This window comes from Stenotrophomonas sp. HITSZ_GD (genome assembly GCF_029543105.1).
Classification (GTDB): domain Bacteria; phylum Pseudomonadota; class Gammaproteobacteria; order Xanthomonadales; family Xanthomonadaceae; genus Stenotrophomonas_A.
Map to the genome: position 1 here is coordinate 244,347 of NZ_JARQXB010000004.1, position 16,998 is coordinate 261,344.

Below are 16,998 nucleotides of genomic sequence, written 5' to 3' on the forward strand. Positions count from 1 at the left end.
GCCCGGCTATCCTGTCGTCCTTCCCAGCGGATACCCATCATGGCCAAGGCGAAGATCGCCTACGTCTGCACCGAGTGTGGTGCCGAATACACCAAGTGGCAGGGCCAGTGCGGCGAATGCGGCGCCTGGAACACGCTCAGCGAGATCGTGCTCGAAAGCGCAGCGTCGACCAAGGCGGCCGCCCCTTCGCGGCGCAGCGGTTGGGCCGGCGCGGTCGAGCCACCCAAGATCACCGCGCTCAAGGACGTGCAGCACAGCGAGCATGCGCGCGTGTCCACCGGCATCGGTGAGTTCGACCGCGTGCTGGGCGGTGGCCTGGTCGAGGGCGCGGTGGTGTTGGTGGGCGGCGATCCGGGCATCGGCAAGTCCACCTTGCTGTTGCAGGCACTGGCCAAGATGGCGGCCCAGCTGCCGGTGCTCTACGTCACCGGCGAGGAATCGCTGGCCCAGGTGGCCGGCCGCGCGGTGCGCCTGGACCTGCCGCTGGAGGGCCTCAACGCGCTGTCGGAAACCGGCATCGAACAAATCCTGCAGCACGCCAGCGTGGCGCGGCCCAGGCTGATCGTCGCCGATTCGGTGCAGACGCTGTGGAGCGAATCGCTCACCGCAGCGCCCGGCTCGGTCAGCCAGGTACGCGAGAGCGCGGCGCGGCTGGTGCGCTACGCCAAGGAAACCGGCACGGCCGTGTTCCTGGTCGGCCACGTCACCAAGGAAGGCGGCATCGCCGGCCCGCGCGTGCTCGAACACATGGTGGACGCGGTGCTGTATTTCGAGGGCGACGGCGGCAGCCGCTTCCGCATCCTGCGCGCGTTCAAGAACCGCTTCGGCGCGGTCAACGAGCTGGGCGTGTTCGCGATGGGCGAGAAGGGCCTGAAGGAAGTGGCCAACCCGTCGGCGATCTTCCTCTCCGGCGGCAGCACGCACCAACCGGGCAGCTGCGTGATGGTGACGCGCGAGGGCACCCGGCCGCTGCTGGTGGAGGTGCAGGCCCTGGTCGACAGCTCGCCGCTGTCCAACCCGCGTCGCGTGGCGGTGGGCCTGGAACAGAATCGCCTGGCGATGCTGCTCGCGGTCCTGCACCGGCATGGCGGCGTGCTGGTCGGCGACCAGGACGTGTTCGTCAACGTAGTGGGCGGCATTCGCGTGCAGGAGACGGCGGCCGACCTGCCGGTGTTGCTGGCGGTGCTGTCCTCGTTGCGTGACCAGCCCTTGGCCGAGAAGACGATTGCCTTCGGCGAGGTGGGTTTGTCCGGGGAGATCCGCCCGGTGCCCAACGGCGAGGAGCGCCTGCGCGAAGCCGCCACGCATGGCTTCAAGCGCGCGATCGTGTCCAAGGCGAACGCGCCCAAGAGCGGCGCGGTCAAGGGGATGGAGGTGATCGCGGTGGAGCGGCTGGCCGAGGCGATCGAGGCCGCATGAGCCCGGTGCGGTGGTGGAGTGGCGCCACCCCCACGCCAACGAGAAAGGGCGGCCCCTGGCCGCCCCTTTGGCGCTCGTGCCGTCTTGCTCGTTATGGATTCGGCGGCTTGTAATCGCGCAGCTTGGTGGTCGCGGTGCCCACTTCACGCACCGCCTGCTTCAGCTGGTCCTGGCTCAGGCTCAGTTCCCGCGCCCACCAGCGCAGTTCCCATTCCTCGTTGATGTTGACGTTGGCCATGTCCTTCGGCCGGCGGTCGTCTTGCTGGGTCGTCATGTGATCCTCCGCGGATAGGCCGGGTTCAACGGGTGGAGACCGCCGCCTGCGCACGCTCGAACGCGTCGGCCAGGCGCCGGCGCGTAGCGGTGAGGTAGGTGCGCGTCTCCTCGCTCTGCGCGGCGGGCAGCCACTGCGCGTCCATGGTCTTCAGGACATCCGCGTAGTCGGCCACCGCCGCCTTCAGGAATGCATTGCGATAGCTGTTGGCATCGTCTTCCATGCCCGTCGAGGCGGTCGTGGCCTGGCCCCGCGCGCGGAAGGCCCGCGATTGCTCGCTCTCCTCGGCGCCACGCTGCTGTGTCTCGGCCAGCGCACGTTCGTGGTCGCGCAGCATGCCGCGCGCGAAGTCTTCCGAACGTCCGCCCACGCCGCGCGCAATGGCCTGGCGTGCCAGATCGATCTCGTTCTGCTCGAACGCCGCCAGCACCCCGAGGATCTGCGCATCGCTGCGCAGCGGCTCGCCGAGTCCGCTGGCGCCGGAAATCGGCGCCGGACGTGGCGCGGGCGCCACTTCGGGCGCGGTCCGCGAGGTCTCGCTGCCCGGACCGCCACAACCGGCCAGCAAGGCAGCCACGCCGAGCGTGGCGATGATCCGTGCGCGCATCCGGCTCAGGCCCACTGGGCGTGCGCCGCCAGCTGCGGCAGCGTGCCGATGTCCGAGGCGTTCGCCGCTTCGCGGCAACGGCCCTGCATGTGGCGCACGCGTTCGCGGATCAGGCCGTGCTCGCTCTGCGGCGCGTGGGCATACAGGCTGGCGACGTGGAAGCCGAGGATTTCCTCGGCGCGCTCGCCCTGGTCGCTGATCAGGTGGGGAATGAGCCGCTCGATGCGGGCGATTTCCTGCTGTACTTCATAGGGGGTCTTCATGCGGTTCTCCGTTACGAGGAAGCGCCGAGGCGGCGCCAGCAGTCGGTGGCCAGGCGTTCCAGGTGCGGCTGCGACCCGGGCGGGAGGAAATGGGTCTGCAGACGATCACGGAACATGTCCATTCGCTGCTCCAGCGAAGAACGCGGCGCTTGAAGGTAGATGTCGCAGGCCAGCTTCACCACCGGCGAGAGCACGCTGAACTTGCTGATGCCCAGCTGCTCGTGCGCGTGGCGCTGTTGCCAGTGCGCGATTTCGGCCTGCACATCGATGACGGAAGGATCCCTACTCATTGGATTCAGTCGCACCATGTGGATGAAGGAGTGACACCACCCTAACGCGTGGTATGTCAACGCTCGATCATTGCAGGCGCCCAGATGCGGTGCGCGATGAACAGCTCAGTTTCGCGTGCGGCATGTCAAATCGCGCCGCATGACGGCGCGCGCTGCACGCTACGCTCACCGCCGCGATTGGACGCTGTGGTTCCCACCCGGTGGAGTGCGCCATGCGCCCACGTCATTCCTCGCAGACAAATGCGCGCGCCGCGCGCGAAAGCGCCGGCACAGGCGTGGCGCATGCATGGTGGCAGTCCCTGCATCCTGGCGCATGGTGCGTGCTGGTCGCGCTCGTGCTGGCGTTGGCGTGGTGGCTGTGGCATTGAGCAGCGCGCAGCGGCAGCCGCATGCGCGGGTGCATGCCGTCGCCACGCGCGACACCGCCGAAGGCGGGCACGAGCGCGTGACGCATGAATGGGTGGCCAGGCGGGTGGCGCGCCTGCTGGGCCGGCCTTACGCGGGCAGCGCCGACGCGGCATCGCGCATCGCGCCGGGCGCGTACTTCGTGCCCGACGACACGCTCGATGCCGACGCCGCGTCGCGGCTCGGCATCGCCTCGCGCGACGATCTGCTCGGCGGCGTCGTACCGCATGCATTCCTGGCGACGAAGGTCGTCGCGCACACGCTGGTCGACACGGCGGCCACCTGCATCGCGGGCTGGAACCACGCGCTGTCGCACGCACTGGCCGCGCACGCCTTGCCGGGCTATACCGCTTTCTCGGCCGTGGATGCACGGCGCGCCTATGCCTTGCTGGCGCCCGCCGGCGAGGTGAGGCTCAAGCTTCCCACCGGCATCGGCGGGCGCGGGCAGTGGCTGCTGCAGGACGCCGCGATGCTCGATGCCGTGCTGGCGCAGTTGCCGCCAGGCTATCTCGCGCGCCATGGCGTCGTGCTGGAGATGCACCTGGTGCGGCTGATCACCTTCAGCGTGGGCGAGGTCGAGTTCGGCGGGCAATCCATCGCCTATCACGGCACGCAATCCACCACCCGGGCGCGCGATGGTCACGCGGTCTACGGCGGCTCGGCGCTGGAGGTCGTCCGGGGGACGCTGGAGACGCTGCTGGCCACGCCGCTGGAGCCATTGCAGCGCGAGGCGGTGAGGGCCGCGCACGCGTTCGACCGTGCACTGCGCGAGGCCTGGCCCGGCCTGCACCTGTCGCGGCGCAATTACGATGTCGCGTGTGGCGAGGACGCGCACGGCCACGCGCGTTGCGGCGTGCTCGAACAGTCCTGGCGCATCGGCGGCGCCACGCCCGCCGAACTGGCGGCGATGGCCGCCTTTGCCGAGGATCCCGCGCGGCAATGCGTGCGCGCGGCCACGCACGAGCGGCATGGCGAATCCGCGCCGCCCGGCGCGGAGGTGTATTACCAGGCCGACGACCCGCAGCTCGGGCCGCTGGTGAAATACGTAACGGTTTCGAACGTGTAAGGAGGACCCGTGGAAGTCAAGCTCTCCACCCTGCAGATTCCCGTCGAGGACGCCGAGGTCGGTGCCACGCTGCTGACCCCCACCGGCATCCCCGGCATCCTGTTCGTGCACGGCTGGGGCGGCAAGCAGCAGCACAACCTGGTGCGCGCGCGCGAAGCGGTGGGCCTGGGCTGCGTGTGCCTGACCTTCGACCTGCGCGGCCACGAAGGCTGGGTGTCGATGCGCGATACCGTCACCCGCCCGCAGAACCTGGCCGACATCATCGCCGCCTATGACCATCTCGCCTCGCTGCCGTACGTGGACTCGGGCGCCATCGCCGTGGTCGGGCTCAGTTACGGCGGCTACCTCTCTGCGCTGCTGACCCGCGAGCGGCCGGTGGCGTGGCTGGCGCTGCGCTCGCCGGCGTTGTACCGCGACGACCATTGGGAGGCCCCCAAGGTCGCGCTCAATCGCGAGCCGGACCTGATGGACTACCGCCGCAGCGAAGTGGGCCCCGGCGAGAACCTCGCCCTGGCCGCGTGCGCCGAGTACGAGGGCGATGTGCTGCTGGTGGAGGCCGAATGCGACACCATCGTGCCGCACCAGGTGATCCGCAATTACGCCAACGCCTTTGCCCGCGCGCGCTCGGTGACCTCGCGCCTGCTGCGCGGTGCCGACCACGCGCTGACGGTCAAGGAGCACCAGCAGGCCTATACGCGCTACCTGATCGACTGGTTGACCGAGATGGTGGTGGGCCGCCGCGTCGATGTGGCCAGCGAACTGGTGGCCGAACGCAAGCGCTTCGTGCACAGCACGGCCGAGAACAAGGAGGGCGTGCCGCCGATGCAGTTGCGGGTCAACCGCTAGCCGGTGGCGCGGGGCGTGGCTATGATCGCCGCATGCCCTTGCGCCACTTCGTCCACGTGGTTGGTTTCCAGGTGCCGGTCGGCGATGCCTTCCTGCGCGAGCCGATGCTGGTGATGCTCGACCGCGTGCCACGCGAGGCGTGGCGCGCGGTGTTCCAGTTGTGCGTGGAGGAGCTGCCCGACAGCCTGCTGCGCGAGCCGCCTCGCATCGAAGGCGCCGAGGTGCAGGTGTTCCTGGCCCAGGCGCCGCAGCGCGCGTTGGTCGGCGAGGTCCGCCGCTTCGTCGAACGGGTCAACCGCATGACCTTCCTGCGCGAAGGCAGCACGCTGCACGGCGGCCGCACGGGCAGCTGAGTGGCTTAGCCCGGCTGGATGCCCAGGATCAGTTCCAGCACGAACTTGCTGCCGAAGAAGGCCAGCAGCAGCAGCGCCATCGCGGTGAGCGTCCAGTGCACCGCCTTGCCGCCGCGCCAGCCGTAGCGCCAGCGGCCCACCAGCAGCGCGCCGAACACCAGCCAGGACAGCACGCTGAGCACGGTCTTGTGGAGCAGGCGCTGGGCGAGGAAATCCTCCACGAACAGCAGGCCGGTCAGCAGCGTGAGGCTGAGCAGCACGAAGCCGACGGCGATCGTGCGGAACAGCAGCGTCTCCAGCTCGGTCAGCGGCGGCAGCGCGCGCAGCCAGCGGTGGAAATCGCGCCGCCGCAGCGCGCGTTCCTGCAGCCACAGCATGATCGCCAGCAGGGCGGCGATGGCGAGGGTGGCGTAGGCGAGCAGGGCGAGCCAGGCGTGCACTTCCAGCCGCCAACCCAGTGCCGGGCTGGGTTCGTGGCCATGCCCGTGGTAGGCCAGCAGCAACAGCGCGGCCAGCGGGAACACCACCACGCCCAGCGCGGCCATGCGCCCGCGCGTGCCGACCAGCGTGGTCAACGCCGCCATGCCCAGGCCGACCAGCGACAGCGCGGCGAAGAAGTGCATGTCCGGGCCGCCGGCGGTGCGCGTGGCGACCAGCACGTGGTAGCCCGCGTGCAGCACCACCGCCAGCACTGCCGGCACCCGCCAGGCCTGCGGGGTGCGGCCTTCGCGCGCCACGCTGCCCACGAGCAGCCCGGCGGCGGCCAGGTAGAGCAGGGCGGCGATGAATACGGTGGCGGTCATCGCGGCAGTTTCGCACACCGCGGGCCGCCGCCGCAGGACCCGGATGCCGCGCCCGGCGGCGGTGCCGGCCGGGCGCGGCGCTGCCGCTATAATCGGACTCCGTTTCCCCCTGGCACAGCGCGCATGTTCGAGTCCCTCACCCAACGTCTTTCCGGCACCATCGAGCGCCTGCGCGGCCGGGGCCGCCTGACCGAGGAAAACATCCGCGAGGCCACCCGCGAGGTGCGCATCGCCCTGCTCGAGGCCGACGTGGCATTGCCGGTGGTGCAGGCGCTGGTGGAGCGCATCAAGGTGCGCGCGGTCGGCCAGGAAGTGCTCAAGTCGCTCACCCCGGGCCAGGCGCTGATCAAGGTCGTGCGCGACGAGCTGACCGCGGTGATGGGCGCGGCCGCCAGCGACCTCAACCTCAACGTGCCGGCGCCGGCGGTGATCCTGATGGCCGGCCTGCAGGGCGCGGGCAAGACCACCACCGTGGGCAAGCTCGCCAAGCACCTGAAGGAAAAGCGCAAGAAGAAGGTGATGGTGGTCAGCGCCGACGTGTACCGGCCGGCCGCCATCGAGCAGCTCAAGACGCTGGCCGACCAGGTCGGCGTGCTGTTCTTCCCGTCCACCGCCGAGCAGAAGCCGGAGGCCATCGTCCGCGCGGCCATCGACGATGCGAAGAAGTCCTTCGTCGACGTACTGCTGGTCGATACCGCCGGCCGCCTCGCCATCGACGAGGCGATGATGGCCGAGATCAAGGCGCTGCATGCGGCGGTGAACCCGGCCGAGACGCTGTTCGTGGTCGACTCGATGACCGGCCAGGACGCGGCCAACACCGCCAAGGCCTTCGGCGAGGCGCTGCCGCTGACCGGCGTGGTGCTCACCAAGACCGACGGCGACGCGCGCGGTGGTGCGGCGCTCTCCGTGCGCTACATCACCGGCAAGCCGATCAAGTTCGTCGGCACCGGCGAGAAGGTCGATGGCCTGGACGTGTTCCACCCGGATCGCGTCGCCAGCCGCATCCTGGACATGGGCGACGTGCTGTCGCTGGTGGAGCAGGTCGAGCAGAGCGTGGACCAGGAGAAGGCCGCCAAGCTGGCCGCCAAGGTCGCCAAGGGCAAGAAGTTCGACCTCAACGACATGAAGGAACAGCTCGAGCAGATGCAGAACATGGGCGGCATTGGCGGCCTGATGGACAAGCTGCCGGGCATCGGCAAGATCCCGGACAACGTCAAGGACCAGGTCACCGGCAAGGAAGTGCCGCGGATGATCGCCATCATCAACTCGATGACCAAGAAGGAACGCCGCAACCCGGCCCTGCTCAACGGTTCGCGCCGCGCCCGCATCGCGCGCGGCTCGGGCATGCAGCCTTCGGACGTCAACAAGCTGATGAAGCAGTACCAGCAGATGGAAAAGATGATGAGCAAGCTGGCGGGCGGCGGCATGAAGGGCATGATGCGCAGCATGCGCGGCATGATGGGGGGCATGGGCGGCCTGGGTGGCCGCGGCGGGTTGCCGTTCCGTTGATGGACGCGCCGGCGCGCCAGCGGGCGGCGGCGTTCGCGCAGCGCTTCGGGCTGGCGATGCCCGTGCTGCTGGCGCCGATGGCCGGCGCCTGCCCGGTGCCGCTGTCGGCCGCGCTGGCCAATGCCGGCAGCATGGGCGCGATGGGCGCCGTGCTGTCCAGCCCCGATGACATCGTCGACTGGATGGCGGGCTTCCGCGAGGCGAGCGACGGCCCCGCGCAAGTGAACCTGTGGGTGCCCGATGCGCCGCCGCGCCGCGATGCGGCCGCCGAAGCGGCGATGCGCGCCTTTCTCGCCCAGTGGGGCCCGGAAGTGCCGGCCCAGGCCGGCGATGCGACGCCAGCCGATTTCCACGCGCAATTCGATGCCTTGATCGCCGCGCGCCCGGCGGTGGCTTCCACCATCATGGGCGTACTGTCGCCCGCACAGGTGACGCGACTGCGGGAAGCCGGCATCGCCTGGTTCGCGTGCGCCACCACGCTGGAGGAAGCGCGCCACGCGCAAGCCGCGGGCGCCGACGCGGTGGTCGCGCAAGGGGCCGAGGCCGGCGGGCATCGCGGCGCGTTCGACCCCGACGCGGCCGAGCGCCAGATGGTCGGGCTGTTCTCGCTGGTGCCGCGGTTGGCGGATCAACTTTCCATCCCGGTCATCGCGGCCGGCGGCATCGCCGACGGGCGTGGCATCGCCGCCGCGCTCACGCTGGGTGCCAGCGCGGTGCAGATCGGCACCGCGTTCCTGCGCACGCCCGAAGCGGGGCTGCCATCGGCCTGGGCCGATGCCCTGGCCGCCGCCGAGCCGGAGGACAGCGTGCCGACGCGCGGCTTCAGTGGCCGGCTGGGTCGCGGGCTGGCAACGCCTTACGTGCGGGCGCTCGCCGCTTCCGGCGTCGCGCCGTTGCCGTACCCGGTGCAGCGTGGCTTGACCGCGCCGATGCGTGCGGCGGCGGTGCGCGAGAACCGGCTGGACGCCCTGCAGGCCTGGGCGGGGCAATCGGCTTGGATGGCGCCGGCGCAGCCGGCCGCGGAACTGCTGCGTAGCTGGTGGGCACACGCGCAGGCGCTGCTGCCATGACCGCGGCGTGGTGCAACGGACAGCCCGCGGACGCCGATGTCCTGGCGGCCGTCGCACTGGTCAACTATGGCCACTTCACCTCGATGCGCTGCCTCGACGGCGCGGTGCGCGGGCTGGACCTGCATCTGGCGCGGCTGCAGCACGCCACGCGCGCGCTGTTTTCGACCGACCTGGACCTGGATCACGTGCGCCGGCAAGCGCGCCTGGCCTTCGATGCGGCCGGCCATCGCGATGCCTGGCTGCGGCTGACGGTGTTCTCGCGCGCGTTCGATTTCCGCGCGCCGCTCGCGCCGGTGGCGCCGGACCTGCTGGTCTCGGTCGGGCCGGCATCGGAATGGACGGGCGCGCCGTTGCGGCTGCACGCCGTCGTATTCCGTCGGCATCGCCCGGAGATCAAGCATGTCGGCACCTTCGCCCTGTTCGACCTGCGCCGGCAGGCCATGGCGGCAGGCTGGGACGACGCACTGTTCGTCGACGACGCCCGGCAGCTCATCGAGGGGACGACCTGGAATCTGGGCCTGTGGGACGGGCAGGGCGTGACCTGGCCGGTCGGCCCGGCCCTGCGCGGGACGCAGGAGCGCCTGCTGCAGCGAGGGCTGGAGGCGCTGGGCGTGCCGCAACGGATCCGCCCGGTCGGGCTCGATGAACTGGCGGGCTTCGCCGGCGCGTTCGCCTGCAATGCGCGGGGTATCCGGGCCGTCGGGGCGGTGGAGGGGCACCGCTTCACCGACGGGGCCGGCGGGCAGCCCTGGCTGGCGCAGGCCCTGGCGGCCTGTCCCTGGCAGCCCTTGTAGCCGCGGGGCGGGCGGGTTGGCTTCGGCCGGGTCGGCCGCTATAATCGCCGGCTTACCTCGCCATCCTGGCGACTGGGCAACACAGGAACTACAGAAATGGTCAAGATTCGCCTGACCCGTGGCGGCGCCAAGAAGCGTCCGTTCTACCACATCATCGTGTCCGACGTGCGCGCCGCGCGCGACGGCCGCAACATCGAGCGCCTGGGTTACTACAACCCGGTGGCGCAGGGCGCCGAGCAGCGCGTCGTGCTGGACCTGGCCCGCGTTGACCATTGGGTCAAGAACGGCGCCCAGCTGACCGACAAGGTTCGCAACCTGGTGAAGGAAGCGACCAAGGCCCAGGCCGTCGCGGCCTGATCCTGGAGGGGCCGCCCCGCGCGGCCCCATCAGCCGCATGATGAAAGACACCGAGCGCCGCATCCTGCTGGGCAGGATCGTCGGCGCTTTCGGCATTCGTGGCGAGGCCAAGCTCGAGTCCTGGACCGAGCCGCGACTGTCCATCTTCCGCTACCAGCCCTGGATTCTGCGCGCCCCCAACGGGGACGAGCGGGAAATGACCGGGGCGCGGGGCCGCGAGTCGGGCAAGCACCTGACCGCCCAGCTGCCGGGCGTGACCGACCGCGACGTGGTCGAGGCCATGCGCGGCACCGAGATTTACGTCGCGCGCAGCGCCTTGCCGCCGCCCAAGCCGGACGAGTACTACTGGGTCGACCTGGAAGGCCTGGCCGTGTCCACGGTCGACGGGGTCGAGCTGGGTACGGTGTCGCACTTGTTCTCCACCGGCGCCAACGACGTCATGGCCGTGCGCGGCGACCGCGAGCGGCTGATCCCGTTCGTGCAGCCGGACTTCGTGCAGTCGGTGGACTTCGAGGCCAACCGGATCGTGGTCGACTGGGACCCGGAGTTCTGATCTTCCCGCCGGTTCGCGCCGGCATCCCCACGGATCGACCCGCCCATGCGCATCGACGTCCTCAGCCTGTTTCCCGAATTCATCGCGCAATGCGCCGCGTTCGGCGTGGTCGGCCGGGCGCAGGAGCGCGGGCTGCTGGAACTGCAGGGCTGGAACCCGCGCGATTACGCCAGCGGCAACTATCGCCGCGTGGATGACCGTCCGTTCGGCGGTGGGCCGGGGATGGTGATGATGATCGAGCCGCTGCGTGACTGCCTGGCCGCCGCGCGCGCGGCCGACGAGCGCCCGGCGCCGGTGGTCTACCTGAGCCCGCAAGGGCGCCCGCTCACCCAGCCGCGCGCGCGCGAACTGGCGAGCTTGCCGCGCCTGATCCTGCTGTGCGGCCGCTACGAGGGCGTGGACGAGCGCTTCCTGGACCACGAGGTGGACGAGGAGATCTCCATCGGCGACTACGTGCTCTCCGGCGGCGAGCTGGGCGCGGCGGTGCTGATTGACGTGGTGACCCGGCTGCAGGACGGCGCGCTGAACGATGCCGAATCCGCGGCGCAGGACAGTTTCGAAGGCACGCACGGCCTGCTCGATTGCCCGCACTACACCCACCCGGCCAGCCACGAATGGGGCGACGTGCCGGAGGTGCTGCGCTCGGGCAACCATGCCGCCATCGCGCGCTGGCGCCGCCAGCAGTCGCTGGGCCGCACCTGGTTGCGGCGGCCGGACCTGTTCGACGAAGCGAGCCTGGACAAGGCCGACCGCAAGCTGCTGGAGGCGTTCCGCCAGCAGGGCCGGCCGGAGGGCGAGGAAGGCTCCAGCCCCTAGCGCGGCGGGGGCGGTTCGGCTATGATGCCGCGTTCCCATCGGCCGGCTTCGGCCTGGATGGCGGAATGGCAAGACCCCCGCAAGACCCACTCATAACAAACGTGCGGCGCAATCCTGCGACCGCATGAGCCCAAGTTGTCGATTACGACACGACCACCCGAACAAGATATCGGTGTCCCATGAGCAAGCTGAACAAGTCCATCGTCGCGGAATTCGAATCCGCCCAGATCACCCGTGAACTGCCGAAGTTCAGCCAGGGCGACACCGTCGTGGTGAACGTGAAGGTGAAGGAAGGCAACCGTGAGCGCGTCCAGGCCTATGAAGGCGTGGTCATCGGCACGAAGAACGCCGGCCTGAACTCCTCGTTCACCGTCCGCAAGATCTCGCACGGCTACGGCGTCGAGCGCGTGTTCCAGACCCACAGCGCCACCATCGACTCGGTCGAAGTGAAGCGCCGCGGCAAGGTTCGCGCCGGCAAGCTGTACTACCTGCGTGGCCTGGAAGGCAAGGCTGCCCGCATCAAGGAAGACCTGGCCGCCGCCGCGCAGGCCAAGGCCGCCCGCCTGGCTGCCAAGGCCGAGTAATTCCGATCGCGGGTTCGCCCGCCGCGTCGAACAGAAAGCCGCCCTCCGGGGCGGCTTTTTGTTTGGCCGCTTTGTGTGGCCACGTATACGCGCAGTGCTCGCGCTAACGGCGCGAGCGGCCTCAGCCGCGACCGTGCACGGTCACGGCGGCAAGCCCATGCCCGGCGTGGCACGGCACATCGCCTCCCAACACCGGCGGGCGCCGCAGGGAGCAGCAGGCGCCCTCGCTTCTGCGTTCCGTTACGGCGCGCTGTCGGCGACCGGCGACGGCGGCTGCGCCGGCACTTCGGCCGGCACCGCTACTTCCTCCGGATGCGGCTTGGCGTGCGGGCTCAGCATGTGGGCCTTGCGCCAGCCGCCCCAGCGGTAATAGGCCAGCGACATCGCCATCGCGCAGGCGGCGCTGATCGGGAAACTCCACCAGATCGCGTCGGCCCCGAGCGTGGGCATCAGCAGCTTGGCGAACGGCACGCGGATGCCCCACAGCGACAGGCCCAGGATCACCAGCGGCGGAATCACCGCGCCAGTCGAACGCACCACGCCGGAAACCACGAAGGTCACGCCAAACAGCAGGAACGACCAGATCGACAGGTGGTTCAGGTGCCGCGCGATCTCCAGCGCCGCGCCATCAGCCGGCAGGAACAGCGCCAGCGTCCAGCGGTCGAGCAGGATCAGCGGCACGATCAGCACGCCGGTCATCAGGAAGTTGATCGCCACGCCGTTGCGCGCCGTGGCATCCACGCGATCCCAGCGCCCGGCGCCCACGTTCTGCGCGGCCATCGACGAGCACGCCGCGCCGATCGCCATCGCCGGCATCTGCACGTAGGTCCACAGCTGCATCGCCGCGCCGTAGGCGGCCGCGGTGTCGGTGCCGAAGCCGTTGACCATGGTCATCATCGCGATCATCGCCAGCGAGATCAGCACCATCTGCAGGCCCATCGGCACGCCCTTGACGATGAGCGCGCGCAGGATGTCGCCCTCGATGCGGAACATCGCCATGTCGTGCCGGCCCAGCCACAGCACGTGGCGCTTGTGGCGCATGTACAGCAGCAGGCCGCTCAGCGCGATGGCCTGCGCGCACAGCGTGGCCCAGGCCGCGCCGGCGATGCCCAGCTTCGGCGCCGGGCCCAGGCCGAAGATCAGCACCGGGTTGAGCGCGATGTCGAGCAGCACCGACAGCAGCAGGAAGCGGAACGGGGTGCGCGAATCGCCCGCGCCGCGCAGCGCCGCCGACAGGAAGGCGAACATGTACAGCAGCGGCATCGCCAGGAAGATCACCCGCAGGTATGCCTCGGCGAGCGGCAGCGCATCGGCCGGCGTGCCCATCGCCTGCAGCATGCGGCCGGACAGCCACCAGCCGACCGCGGCGATCAGCACCGACAGCCCGAAGAAGAACGTCGCGCTGGTGCCCATCACCCGCCGCGCCTGGTGCGTATCACCGGCGCCGATGGCCTGCGCGATGAGGATCGTGGCGGCCATGCCGATCCCGAACACCGAGCCGATCAGGAAGAACATGATGTTGTTGGCGTTCGCCGCGGCGGTCAGCGCCGATTCGCCGAGGAATCGGCCGATCCATACCGCGTTGACCGAACCATTCAGCGACTGTGCCATGTTGCCGGCGAGGATCGGCAGCGCGAACAGCAGCAGGTTGCGCCCGATGGGGCCTTCGGTGAGCTGGGTGGGCTTGGCCATGCGCGCGGGATGCCGTGGGAAACGGCGCACACTACCATCGGCCCGCCGCCGCGCGCAGGGTGGCCGATGGCACTAGGGCAACACACGGCGGGGACTTACACTGTAGGCCAGCCTGGAAGCATGACCGCAGGCACTGTGGCCTGCCGCGGGGCGCGCCCTAAGATCGGCCCGACGCCGCACGCGCGGCCCATCGGACGAGGAGGTAGCAGATGCGCAAGGGTTGGATGTGGAGTGCGATGGCGGCAGGCCTGCTGCTGGCGGGTTGCGCCAGCGACAATGGCTTGCAGGGCGACTCGATCGGCGCGCGTCGTCCCGAGTGCCTGGTGGGCGGCGACCCGGTGGCTACGGCGCGCGACGCCGGCAGCAGCGCCCGCGACCGCGACTGCGGCACCGACCGCAGCCTGCGCTGGTCGACCGAACAGAACGGCAAGGATTCCATGAAGGTGGATTTCGGCAAGAAGAATGACTGAAACGGCAGTTCCCCTCGAAGGCGTGCGCCTGGACATCTGGCTGTGGGCGGCGCGGTTCTACAAGACCCGCAGCCTGGCCAAGCAGGCGGTGGATACGGGCAAGGTCGATGTCGACGGGCAGCGGCCGAAGCCTTCGCGCAGCGTGCGTCCCGGGCAGTGGCTGCGCGTGGCGCGCGGCGAGGAAGTGTTCGAGGTGCAGGTGCTGGGGCTGAGCGAGCAGCGTGGCCCGGCCCCGGTCGCGCAGGCGCTGTATGCCGAGAGCGAGGCCTCGCGGCAGCGACGCGCCGAACAACGTGCCCAGTGGCTGGCGCGCCGCGATGGCTACCAGGCGCCGGAACACCGCCCGGACAAGCGCGCGCGGCGGTTGATCCGCGCGCTGGGCGATATCGACGCGCTGTGATCGCCTGATACGCGAACGCCCCGGCCTGGCCGGGGCGTTCGCGTTTGCAACGGGCGGAGGCTCAGGCCAGGTCGAAGCGGTCCAGGTTCATCACCTTGGTCCAGGCGGCGACGAAGTCCTGCACGAACTTCTGCTTGCCGTCCGCACTCGCGTACACCTCGGCGATCGCCCGCAGGATCGAGTTCGAGCCGAACACCAGGTCCACCCGCGAGCCGGTCCACTTCAGCTCGCCGCTGCGGCGGTCGCGGCCTTCGAAGGTCTCGGCGTGCTGGGAGGTGGCCTTCCACTCGGTGCCCATGTCGAGCAGGTTGACGAAGAAGTCGTTGCTCAGCGTGCCGGGCTTGTCGGTGAACACGCCGGTGGCGCTGCCGTCGGCATTGGCGCCCAACACGCGCAGGCCGCCGATGAGCACGGTCAGCTCGGGTGCGGTCAGCGTGAGCAACTGCGCGCGGTCGATCAGCAGGTGTTCGGCCGGCACCGCGAAACTCGCCTTGGCGTAGTTGCGGAAACCATCGGCCACCGGCTCCAGCGGCGCGAACGATTCCACGTCGGTCTGGTCCTGGCTGGCATCGACACGCCCCGGCGCGAACGGCACCGTGATCTCGACACCGGCCTGCCGCGCCGCGTGTTCGATGCCCACGTTGCCGGCCAGCACGATCAGGTCGGCCAGCGAGACGCCCTTGCCGAAGCCGGCCTGGATGCCTTCCAGCGCCTGCAGCACCTTGTCCAGCACCGGCGGGTTGTTGACCGCCCAGTGCCGCTGCGGTGCCAGGCGCACGCGCGCCCCGTTGGCACCGCCGCGCTTGTCCGAGCCGCGGAAGGTGGAGGCCGACGCCCACGCGGTGGACACCAGCTCGGCCACGCTCAGGCCGGCCGCGGCGATCTTTTCCTTCAACGCCGCGATGTCGGCATCGCCCAGCGGCGGATGCGTGGCCTCGGGCAGCGGGTCCTGCCAGATGAGCGCCTCGGCCGGCACTTCCGGGCCGAGGTAGCGCACGCGCGGCCCCATGTCGCGATGGGTGAGCTTGAACCACGCACGGGCGAACGCGTCGGCGAACTCGTCCGGGTTCTCCATGAAGCGGCGCGCGATCTTCTCGTAGGCCGGGTCGAAGCGCAGCGACAGGTCGGTGGTGAGCATCGACGGCGCGATGCGCTTGTCCTTGTCGTGCGCGTGCGGCACGGTGCCGGCGCCCATGCCGCCCTTTGGCGTCCACTGGTGCGCGCCGGCCGGGCTGCGGGTCAGCTCCCACTCGAAGCCGAACAGGTTCCAGAAGAAGTTGTTGCTCCACTTCGTCGGCGTGCTGGTCCAGGTGACTTCCAGGCCACTGGTGATGGTATCGGCGCCCTTGCCGCTGCCGAAGCTGTTGTGCCAACCCAGGCCCTGCAGTTCGAGGTCGCCGGCCTCCGGCTCGCGGCCCACGTTGTCGGCCGGGCCGGCGCCGTGGGTCTTGCCGAACGTGTGGCCGCCGGCGATCAGCGCCACGGTCTCCTCATCGTTCATCGCCATGCGCCCGAAGGTGGTGCGGATGTCGTGCGCGGCGGCGATGGGGTCCGGGTTGCCGTCCGGGCCTTCGGGATTCACGTAGATCAGGCCCATCTGCACCGCGGCCAGCGGATTTTCCAGGTTGCGGCCCTTGTCGTCGGTGCGGTCGTGCTCGTGGCCGTGCAGGTCGGCGTCGGCCACCAGTTGGCCTTCCGCGTCGCCCGGCTCGCTCTTGGCGTAGCGGATGTCGCCGCCGAGCCAGGTCTTCTCGTTGCCCCAGTACACGTCCTGGTCCGGCTCCCAGGTATCGGGGCGGCCGCCGCCGAAGCCGAAAGTCTTGAAGCCCATCGATTCCAGCGCGACGTTGCCGGTGAGGATCAGCAGGTCCGCCCAGGAAATGTTCTGGCCGTACTTCTGCTTGATCGGCCACAGCAGGCGGCGCGCCTTGTCCAGGCTCACGTTGTCCGGCCAGCTGTTGAGCGGGGCGAAGCGCTGCTGCCCGCGGCCGCCGCCACCGCGGCCATCGCCGATGCGGTAGGTGCCGGCGCTATGCCAGGCCATGCGGATGAACAAGGGGCCATAGTGCCCGAAGTCGGCCGGCCACCAGTCCTGCGAGTCGGTCATCAGCGCCTTGAGGTCGGCCTTGAGCGCGGCGTAGTCGAGCTGCTGGAACGCCTGCGCATAGTCGAACGCCTCGCCGAGCGGGTTGGATTTGGCCGAATGCTGGTGCAGCAGGTCCACGCGCAACTGGTTCGGCCACCAGTCCTGGTTACGGGTACCGCCGCCGGCGGCATGGTTGAACGGGCACTTGGCTTCGCGGGTCATGGAATGTCCACCTTGGTTCTTACGCGCTGAAGATCATCCGATCGTTCCCGGATCGGATACCTGGGGCTTGGACGTGGATGCCGAAGGTTTCGGCCGAAGCGAGCGCTCCTCCTCACGTG

At 69.9% G+C, this 16,998-nt stretch carries 21 protein-coding genes; 14 read left to right on the forward strand and 7 right to left on the reverse strand.

Annotated elements, in window-relative coordinates:
• Window positions 1–39: 39 nt before the first annotated feature.
• Window positions 40–1,419 (forward strand): DNA repair protein RadA, encoded by a 1,380-nt coding sequence (gene radA, locus P6166_RS06405; RefSeq protein WP_277763643.1) that lies wholly within the window; start codon window positions 40–42, stop codon window positions 1,417–1,419.
• 91 nt (window positions 1,420–1,510) lie between these two features.
• Here radA and P6166_RS06410 read toward each other — a convergent pair whose 3' ends face one another.
• Genes P6166_RS06410 through P6166_RS06425 form a run of 4 tightly spaced genes read right to left on the reverse strand, consistent with a single transcriptional unit; the run spans window position 1,511 to window position 2,853 of the window.
• A complete protein-coding gene (locus P6166_RS06410) occupies window positions 1,511–1,693 on the reverse strand; it encodes a DUF3606 domain-containing protein (RefSeq protein ID WP_277763644.1) in 183 nt (60 codons plus the stop codon).
• A 25-nt stretch (window positions 1,694–1,718) separates the two neighbouring features.
• Window positions 1,719–2,300, reverse strand: coding sequence for a DUF4142 domain-containing protein (locus P6166_RS06415; RefSeq protein ID WP_277763645.1), 582 nt, complete (start codon window positions 2,298–2,300; stop codon window positions 1,719–1,721).
• A 5-nt stretch (window positions 2,301–2,305) separates the two neighbouring features.
• Window positions 2,306–2,563: a hypothetical protein gene (locus P6166_RS06420; protein WP_277763712.1), complete on the reverse strand. Its 258-nt coding sequence runs from the start codon at window positions 2,561–2,563 to the stop codon at window positions 2,306–2,308.
• A gap of 11 nt (window positions 2,564–2,574) precedes the next feature.
• Window positions 2,575–2,853, reverse strand: coding sequence for a hypothetical protein (locus P6166_RS06425; RefSeq protein ID WP_130317822.1), 279 nt, complete (start codon window positions 2,851–2,853; stop codon window positions 2,575–2,577).
• Window positions 2,854–3,065: 212 nt separating this feature from the next.
• Between P6166_RS06425 and P6166_RS06430 the strand changes: the two genes are divergently transcribed.
• The 4 genes from P6166_RS06430 to P6166_RS06445 are packed head-to-tail and all read left to right on the forward strand — an operon-like array spanning window position 3,066 to window position 5,523.
• The gene (locus P6166_RS06430) at window positions 3,066–3,221 is read left to right on the forward strand and encodes a hypothetical protein (protein ID WP_277763646.1); all 156 of its coding nucleotides are present in this window, start codon (window positions 3,066–3,068) and stop codon (window positions 3,219–3,221) included.
• 29 nt (window positions 3,222–3,250) lie between these two features.
• Entirely contained in the window at window positions 3,251–4,324 is a 1,074-nt protein-coding gene (locus P6166_RS06435) for a DUF3182 family protein (protein WP_277763709.1), read from the forward strand.
• 9 nt (window positions 4,325–4,333) lie between these two features.
• A complete protein-coding gene (locus P6166_RS06440; RefSeq protein WP_345781856.1) occupies window positions 4,334–5,170 on the forward strand; it encodes an alpha/beta fold hydrolase in 837 nt (278 codons plus the stop codon).
• Window positions 5,171–5,202: 32 nt separating this feature from the next.
• Entirely contained in the window at window positions 5,203–5,523 is a 321-nt protein-coding gene (locus P6166_RS06445) for a hypothetical protein (protein ID WP_277763647.1), read from the forward strand.
• 5 nt (window positions 5,524–5,528) lie between these two features.
• Here the strand turns inward: P6166_RS06445 and ccsA are convergent, their stop codons facing one another.
• Entirely contained in the window at window positions 5,529–6,326 is a 798-nt protein-coding gene (ccsA, locus tag P6166_RS06450) for a cytochrome c biogenesis protein CcsA (RefSeq protein WP_277763648.1), read from the reverse strand.
• Window positions 6,327–6,449: 123 nt separating this feature from the next.
• Between ccsA and ffh the strand changes: the two genes are divergently transcribed.
• The 7 genes from ffh (at window position 6,450) to rplS (ending at window position 12,009) form a co-directional block, all read left to right on the forward strand.
• Complete coding sequence (ffh, locus tag P6166_RS06455; protein ID WP_277763649.1) at window positions 6,450–7,835, forward strand: signal recognition particle protein; 1,386 nt, start codon at window positions 6,450–6,452, stop codon at window positions 7,833–7,835.
• A complete protein-coding gene (locus P6166_RS06460; RefSeq protein ID WP_277763650.1) occupies window positions 7,835–8,905 on the forward strand; it encodes a nitronate monooxygenase in 1,071 nt (356 codons plus the stop codon). Before ffh ends, P6166_RS06460 begins: the two co-directional genes overlap by 1 nt.
• Window positions 8,902–9,699, forward strand: coding sequence for an aminotransferase class IV (locus P6166_RS06465; protein WP_277763651.1), 798 nt, complete (start codon window positions 8,902–8,904; stop codon window positions 9,697–9,699). The genes P6166_RS06460 and P6166_RS06465 overlap by 4 nt, the downstream gene beginning before the upstream one ends.
• Window positions 9,700–9,795: 96 nt before the next feature.
• A complete protein-coding gene (gene rpsP / locus P6166_RS06470; protein ID WP_057644269.1) occupies window positions 9,796–10,056 on the forward strand; it encodes a 30S ribosomal protein S16 in 261 nt (86 codons plus the stop codon).
• Window positions 10,057–10,096: 40 nt separating this feature from the next.
• The gene (gene rimM, locus P6166_RS06475; RefSeq protein ID WP_277763652.1) at window positions 10,097–10,609 is read left to right on the forward strand and encodes a ribosome maturation factor RimM; all 513 of its coding nucleotides are present in this window, start codon (window positions 10,097–10,099) and stop codon (window positions 10,607–10,609) included.
• A gap of 45 nt (window positions 10,610–10,654) precedes the next feature.
• Entirely contained in the window at window positions 10,655–11,425 is a 771-nt protein-coding gene (gene trmD, locus P6166_RS06480) for a tRNA (guanosine(37)-N1)-methyltransferase TrmD (protein WP_277763653.1), read from the forward strand.
• 179 nt (window positions 11,426–11,604) lie between these two features.
• Window positions 11,605–12,009 carry a 50S ribosomal protein L19 gene (rplS, locus tag P6166_RS06485; protein ID WP_277763654.1) on the forward strand — a complete coding sequence of 135 codons (405 nt, stop codon included), beginning with the start codon at window positions 11,605–11,607 and terminating at the stop codon, window positions 12,007–12,009.
• Window positions 12,010–12,249: 240 nt separating this feature from the next.
• Here the strand turns inward: rplS and P6166_RS06490 are convergent, their stop codons facing one another.
• Window positions 12,250–13,701 carry an MATE family efflux transporter gene (locus P6166_RS06490; protein ID WP_277763655.1) on the reverse strand — a complete coding sequence of 484 codons (1,452 nt, stop codon included), beginning with the start codon at window positions 13,699–13,701 and terminating at the stop codon, window positions 12,250–12,252.
• A gap of 209 nt (window positions 13,702–13,910) precedes the next feature.
• Here P6166_RS06490 and P6166_RS06495 point away from each other — a divergent pair, with 209 nt between their 5' ends.
• Together P6166_RS06495 and P6166_RS06500 are read left to right on the forward strand one after the other, a co-directional pair.
• A complete protein-coding gene (locus P6166_RS06495; protein ID WP_277763656.1) occupies window positions 13,911–14,171 on the forward strand; it encodes a hypothetical protein in 261 nt (86 codons plus the stop codon).
• Window positions 14,164–14,571: a S4 domain-containing protein gene (locus P6166_RS06500; RefSeq protein ID WP_277763657.1), complete on the forward strand. Its 408-nt coding sequence runs from the start codon at window positions 14,164–14,166 to the stop codon at window positions 14,569–14,571. Before P6166_RS06495 ends, P6166_RS06500 begins: the two co-directional genes overlap by 8 nt.
• 61 nt (window positions 14,572–14,632) lie before the next feature.
• On the opposite strand, the gene katG is transcribed toward P6166_RS06500, so the two are convergent.
• The gene (katG, locus tag P6166_RS06505) at window positions 14,633–16,879 is read right to left on the reverse strand and encodes a catalase/peroxidase HPI (protein ID WP_277763658.1); all 2,247 of its coding nucleotides are present in this window, start codon (window positions 16,877–16,879) and stop codon (window positions 14,633–14,635) included.
• Between the last annotated feature and the right edge of the window lie 119 nt (window positions 16,880–16,998).

Coding starts and splice junctions, on each gene's coding strand:
- radA (WP_277763643.1), top strand. CDS start 40: ATGGCCAAGGCGAAGATCGCCTACGTCTGCACCGAGTGTGGTGCCGAA.
- P6166_RS06410 (WP_277763644.1), bottom strand. CDS start 1,693: ATGACGACCCAGCAAGACGACCGCCGGCCGAAGGACATGGCCAACGTC.
- P6166_RS06415 (WP_277763645.1), bottom strand. CDS start 2,300: ATGCGCGCACGGATCATCGCCACGCTCGGCGTGGCTGCCTTGCTGGCC.
- P6166_RS06420 (WP_277763712.1), bottom strand. CDS start 2,563: ATGAAGACCCCCTATGAAGTACAGCAGGAAATCGCCCGCATCGAGCGG.
- P6166_RS06425 (WP_130317822.1), bottom strand. CDS start 2,853: ATGAGTAGGGATCCTTCCGTCATCGATGTGCAGGCCGAAATCGCGCAC.
- P6166_RS06430 (WP_277763646.1), top strand. CDS start 3,066: ATGCGCCCACGTCATTCCTCGCAGACAAATGCGCGCGCCGCGCGCGAA.
- P6166_RS06445 (WP_277763647.1), top strand. CDS start 5,203: ATGCCCTTGCGCCACTTCGTCCACGTGGTTGGTTTCCAGGTGCCGGTC.
- ccsA (WP_277763648.1), bottom strand. CDS start 6,326: ATGACCGCCACCGTATTCATCGCCGCCCTGCTCTACCTGGCCGCCGCC.
- ffh (WP_277763649.1), top strand. CDS start 6,450: ATGTTCGAGTCCCTCACCCAACGTCTTTCCGGCACCATCGAGCGCCTG.
- P6166_RS06460 (WP_277763650.1), top strand. CDS start 7,835: ATGGACGCGCCGGCGCGCCAGCGGGCGGCGGCGTTCGCGCAGCGCTTC.
- P6166_RS06465 (WP_277763651.1), top strand. CDS start 8,902: ATGACCGCGGCGTGGTGCAACGGACAGCCCGCGGACGCCGATGTCCTG.
- rpsP (WP_057644269.1), top strand. CDS start 9,796: ATGGTCAAGATTCGCCTGACCCGTGGCGGCGCCAAGAAGCGTCCGTTC.
- rimM (WP_277763652.1), top strand. CDS start 10,097: ATGAAAGACACCGAGCGCCGCATCCTGCTGGGCAGGATCGTCGGCGCT.
- trmD (WP_277763653.1), top strand. CDS start 10,655: ATGCGCATCGACGTCCTCAGCCTGTTTCCCGAATTCATCGCGCAATGC.
- rplS (WP_277763654.1), top strand. CDS start 11,605: ATGAGCAAGCTGAACAAGTCCATCGTCGCGGAATTCGAATCCGCCCAG.
- P6166_RS06490 (WP_277763655.1), bottom strand. CDS start 13,701: ATGGCCAAGCCCACCCAGCTCACCGAAGGCCCCATCGGGCGCAACCTG.
- P6166_RS06495 (WP_277763656.1), top strand. CDS start 13,911: ATGCGCAAGGGTTGGATGTGGAGTGCGATGGCGGCAGGCCTGCTGCTG.
- P6166_RS06500 (WP_277763657.1), top strand. CDS start 14,164: ATGACTGAAACGGCAGTTCCCCTCGAAGGCGTGCGCCTGGACATCTGG.
- katG (WP_277763658.1), bottom strand. CDS start 16,879: ATGACCCGCGAAGCCAAGTGCCCGTTCAACCATGCCGCCGGCGGCGGT.